Raw genomic sequence first — 5,038 nt, forward strand, 5'->3', positions numbered from 1 at the left:
GATTCAGGTATATCCAGATAAAATGCGAATATTAACCCTTGTACCGGGAGGAATTAGCAATCAACTGCTGTTTTTTCCCACTCTAGAAACCCTCCAGCAAACTTACCCCCAAAGCAGCATTGATGTTTTGGTCGAACCTAGGGCAAAAGCTGCCTATCGTCTCTGTCCCCAGGTTAAGGAAGTGCTTTTATTTGACTATCGAGATCAGTACGGATTAGCGGATTATTTAAATATTTTGGGAGTAATTCGGGACCGGGAGTACGAAATCGCCATTAGTCTCACCAATCGTCCTGCTATCAATCTTTTACTCTGGTTAAATGGTGTTCCTAACCGTATAGGCTACGAAAATAATGGCAGCTGGTTCTTATCGCAACAAGTACCCCGGCCAACGGAAGGCTATCTAGCGGATCATTATCAGGCACTGGTCAAAGGGTTAAAGATTGCCGCACCCTGTCCACCTTTAAAACTAACCTTGAATCGCGATGATATCGATTGGGCCGAAATGGAGCAGCAACGCCTCAATATCAAGGATAGCGGCTATATTCTCCTCTACGCCGGCGGTAGCGATCTCAGCATCAGCCAAGGACTGGAAACGCTTTATCCCCTAGAGAGTTGGCTAGAAATTATCCAAGGTATTCGCCATCAACAACCGGATTTACCAATTGTCGCGATCCAGGGAGAATTGGATGAAGCTTGGGTTTTAGCCCTCAAGGCCATGGATAATAACTTAAAAGTGTCGAGAACGGGCGATATCGGTAAAATGGCGGCTATGATCGCCGGGGCTAATTTATTGTTAGCTACCGAAAGTGTCCCTTTACAGTTAGCCGTGGCCGTGGGAACCTATACCCTATCTCTGCTGGTTCCTTCGTTGTCTAAGAGAGTTTTACCGAGTGGGGGAGAGCTGCATCGATATATTGAGGCTAATACGGGAAAAGTCGCCGATATTACCCCCGAAACTGTCCTGAAAAAGATTTGGGGCCGGTAAAAAATCGGGTTTCGATCGCTTTTCTTGTGGCTCGAAACCCGAAAAAAATCAGCATCAAGGCTCAATTTTGCGATTGAGATAACTGACTTTTCAAGGATTCTAGGGAGGCCCAACGACCATCGATGGCAGTATTTTCCGGAAGAAAAAAATCGGGTGGTTGACAATTGGCTCCGCAGAGTTGACGGGGGGGCAAAGTTAGACACAACTGCTCGTATAACCACATTTGCGGGTCAAAATCCCCGTTAGGATCGAGGGTTTCCGAGAGGTCTTCGTAGGCTATTTCTCGCTCTAGAGGATAGGAGCTATCGTAGTCTTTATTTTTGTCTAGCCAGATTAATTCGGAAGTGTTTAATTGCAGACGATGATTATATTGTTGTAAACAGCGATCGCAGGTTAAGGTGACGATGGTTTCTGCTTTCACCGATACTTCCAAAAAATTCCCCCCATGTCTAACCAGCAAGGTCCCCCGCACCGGTGTCAAGGTTTCTAGACCGGGGATAAAATTATCGATGATGATCACTCTTTGTCGATCAGGAGATTTGAGGAGGTGGGGGATAAAAATAGTTTCCATAGATAACTCCTGTATCATTTATCGGGTGTCAACTGCGTTAGCGAGTAACGCCATCATAATTGCTCGGTGACAATCTTTCTTTTATTAGTTTATCGCAGCCCAGAGTGTAGGAATTATGAATTATGAATTATGAATTATGAAGTGGGGAGAATAAATAAAAATAATCCCCTGCCGACCGTCTCGGAGTCTCCTGTCTCGGAGTCTCCTGCATTTGACAGGCTGTCTGTTGATCGATCGAGAAAGTTTCCTCAGAATTGGGAGTATATGCACAAAGGTACTCCTATGTCAACGGTTTTGAAAAATTTTCTTCCTCGCCTCGGTGGATTGGTTATGGTTGCACTGCTCTGCTCGCTTGTGCTGGGGGGATGGCCTCGGCAGGGAAAAGCGGCTCAACCAGTACATTTATCCTACTGGGTGCGATCGGGAATTGAACAACTAGAGGCAGGTAATTATCAGCAAGCTTTGCAGGATTTCAATCAGTCGGTCGAACAGGAAAATAACTTGGCCCTAGCCTACAGTAATCGCTGTTTAACTGAGATTTATTTGCAGGATTATCTCCACGCTTGGCAAGATTGCACCCGCTCTTTACAACAGCAATCCGATAATTATCTAGCCTATTTCCATCGGGGTTTAGCTTTTTATCGTTTGGGAGATTATCCACAGGCGCTGACCGATTATAACCAGACTATCCGACTAAAACCCACCTATTATCAAGCCTACTATAATCGGGGTTTAGTTCAGGCGGCCATGAAAAATTATCCCCTTGCCCTAGCCGATTTTAATCAATCCTTGCGTCAAGTTACTAACCAGCAACCCGACACTTTAGCCACTATTTATAATGATCGAGGTTTATCTCATTTAGCCCTCCACAATTTTACCTCAGCCAAAGCGGATTTTAATCAAGCTCTCCAGTTAAATAAAAATAACGCCTCAGCCTACTATAATCTAGCTTGTACCGCTCACCAATTAGGTGAATACGAACGCTCGATCGCCGATTTAAATCGAGCGATTGCCATCGATCCTTTTTATGCCGATGCCTATATTAGAAGGGGATTACTGCGGCATCAATTGGGTTATTATCAATCGGCTTTAGCGGATTTAAATCAAGGAGCAAATCACCTCTATCACCAGGGATTGCACCAAAATTATCAGCAAATTTTAGCCCTAATCGAGCAGATTCACCAACAGTTACTTTCCCTACCATCTCCCATTGTTTAAAAGAGCGGTCAATTTATAAAGGAAAGCGCTTCATGGCTGTGACGGCGAGACGGGCATTATCTTTAAGGACTTGGGAAACCCGGGGAATTTGGGGAATTTGCCAGAGAACATCGACGGTGCGCCGCAATAATCGCACTAGATCTCCCTCATCGAGGCTAGTATTTTCGCACAATTCCGGCCAGGATGTCCCCTGGGCCCAACGGGAGGCAATCCCCATCAGTTGGGTTTCTAACCAGACGGGAATAGTGATATCGTAGCGAGATTGAGCTTGATAGAGTAAACGGCGAACTTCTCGCAGACCGGGGGAATTTCCTTCTCCTTGCCGCAAAATATCGATAACTTCTGGCACAGGCGGGTAATTGCACCAAGTATCGGGGCGAGGGGGTTCCGTAATCATGGCGCTGATGGCGGCGGCTAGTTGGCTAGGAGTCAATCTGTCCAAATCTCCGGACATCATCGCTAATCCTAACCAGAGTTCATTTTCCCCGCGAATAGTGGCCGCCGCTTCTCCGAGGGGAGTGGGCAAATAAACCTCTAATGCTTGGAATTCTCGCAAAATCTCGATTAGATTCAGAAATTCTTCCCAGTAGTAGGATTTACGCGATTGTTGTTTTTGGTATTTAATCTGGGTCTTGTGTAACTTATCGCGAGCAAGCTCTCGATCGTAGTATAATTTCATCAATCGCCCCGGATTTTTGCGTTTTTGCAGGGGATGAGCGGCAATTTGACTATTGACAATTTCAATTTTTTGTGATTGTGTTGCCAGTTCCGCCACTGGTGGGATGCCCTGCACTTGTTGGGGGATTAAATCGGCGATCGCCTGAGTATTTTCCTCACCCTTGCGCCACCCTCCTAGGGAAACAGCTTCTAGGGAAGGGGGTATCAGTTCGCCTAATGCCGCAGGAGTGATAAAACCTCGATCAATCTCGCTAATATCGGCATAGGCGGCTAAATACCAGCGATTATCACTGCCTAAACAAACAAGAGTTCGCACTTGACCGGCTCCGTGCAGGGTATTGACAAAGATAGCGGGGACGGGGACGGGAACCTTAATATGTTTGCCCTTGAGATGGAGGATAGTTCCGACGGGAATATTCGGCAATTTTAGATGTATTTCCTGTCTTTTCTGGGCCTCTGACTGACTAGCGAGGATTTTATACAGTCTTTCTTCTTCCCGCAGTCTTTCCCGTAGCTTTTCGTAACTGAAGACCTGCTCCCGCTCGATACCGGCTAACTCCATATCCAACTTAGCTAATTCGGTGGTTAAGGCGGTAATCTGTTGTCGTTCGGGGCTTAACTTCAAACGAGCGAGATATTCGGCGAAACTGCGCTCTAAGAGGTCTTTTACCTCCTCTAGACTGTGTTTTTGCAGGAGATTTAAGACCATGCCGTAACTGGGCGCAAAACAGCTTTGCAGGGGTTCCGGTTGGGCGGTGGCCAGAAAAGCCGCTTCTTTTGCCCCTTCAAAGGGCGTTTGTACTGTCACCACATGGCCCACCGCGTCCATTCCCCGGCGACCGGCCCGGCCGGCAATCTGGACAAATTCCGAGGGAGTCAGCATACTATGACCATCATCGGTGCGCTTGGAGAGGGCCGAGATGACGGTGGTGCGGGCGGGCATATTAATCCCGGCCGAGAGGGTAGCGGTGGCAAAAACCACCTTAATTAAACCGGCTTCAAAGAGTTGTTCGACTAATTCTTTCCAGAGGGGTAAAATCCCAGCATGGTGAACACCACAGCCCCGGGTGAGGGGTTCCACTTGGTCGGCGCGCACCAGTTGGGAAGCACTGGCTAGGAATTCAAACAGTTGATTTTTCGTCTCGGGGTCGGCGGTTAAGAGGCTGAGGAGTTGCTCGTCAGACTGGGGGTTATTAGCGAAAAAAGCCAGTAATTTTTGGTGTAGGGGCGGATTTTCGACGGCAAAGAAGGAAAGGGCGAGTTCTTGCAGATTGGGATTATCTTCCAGAAAGAAAATGAGTAACCGGTAGTAAATGGCTCTAGCTTCTTCTGGATTAACGAGATTGAGGTTTTTTAGCTCTCGAATCGCCTGATCGCAACCTTTCCGACTGAAAATGACGTAAATGGCCGGGAGCATATCCTTGTCCCGCAGCGTGGTGACAATGGAGGCGATGGTGGGACAATCTTCTCGTTTTAAGCGTCGGGGTTTGCCGTGGCCGACTTTTGAGCGTAGTTTCGGGTTAACTTTGCTCTGTTTTGGGTCGAGCAGCGGGAATAATCCCTCTTTATTGGCGAAATAAAAGCGC

At 47.2% G+C, this 5,038-nt stretch carries 4 protein-coding genes; 2 read left to right on the top strand and 2 right to left on the bottom strand.

All coding sequences use genetic code 11. The annotated features are described in order from the left end of the window. Nucleotides 1–22 precede the first annotated feature (22 nt). Entirely contained in the window at nucleotides 23–985 is a 963-nt protein-coding gene (locus tag PX484_RS12220; RefSeq protein ID WP_287668598.1) for a glycosyltransferase family 9 protein, read from the top strand. A 61-nt stretch (nucleotides 986–1,046) separates the two neighbouring features. On the opposite strand, the gene PX484_RS12225 is transcribed toward PX484_RS12220, so the two are convergent. After that, the gene (locus tag PX484_RS12225; RefSeq protein WP_002801863.1) at nucleotides 1,047–1,556 is read right to left on the bottom strand and encodes a YceD family protein; all 510 of its coding nucleotides are present in this window, start codon (nucleotides 1,554–1,556) and stop codon (nucleotides 1,047–1,049) included. Nucleotides 1,557–1,820: 264 nt separating this feature from the next. On the opposite strand from PX484_RS12225, the gene PX484_RS12230 reads away from it, so the two are divergent. After that, entirely contained in the window at nucleotides 1,821–2,774 is a 954-nt protein-coding gene (locus tag PX484_RS12230) for a tetratricopeptide repeat protein (protein ID WP_287768099.1), read from the top strand. A gap of 13 nt (nucleotides 2,775–2,787) precedes the next feature. On the opposite strand, the gene PX484_RS12235 is transcribed toward PX484_RS12230, so the two are convergent. Further along, on the bottom strand, nucleotides 2,788–5,038 hold a 2,251-nt coding region (locus PX484_RS12235), incomplete at its 5' end, for a helicase-related protein (protein WP_288104031.1).

Origin of the sequence: Microcystis sp. M49636_WE2, from assembly GCF_030065375.1 — a bacterium.
Taxonomy (GTDB): Bacteria; Cyanobacteriota; Cyanobacteriia; order Cyanobacteriales; family Microcystaceae; genus Microcystis; species Microcystis aeruginosa_C.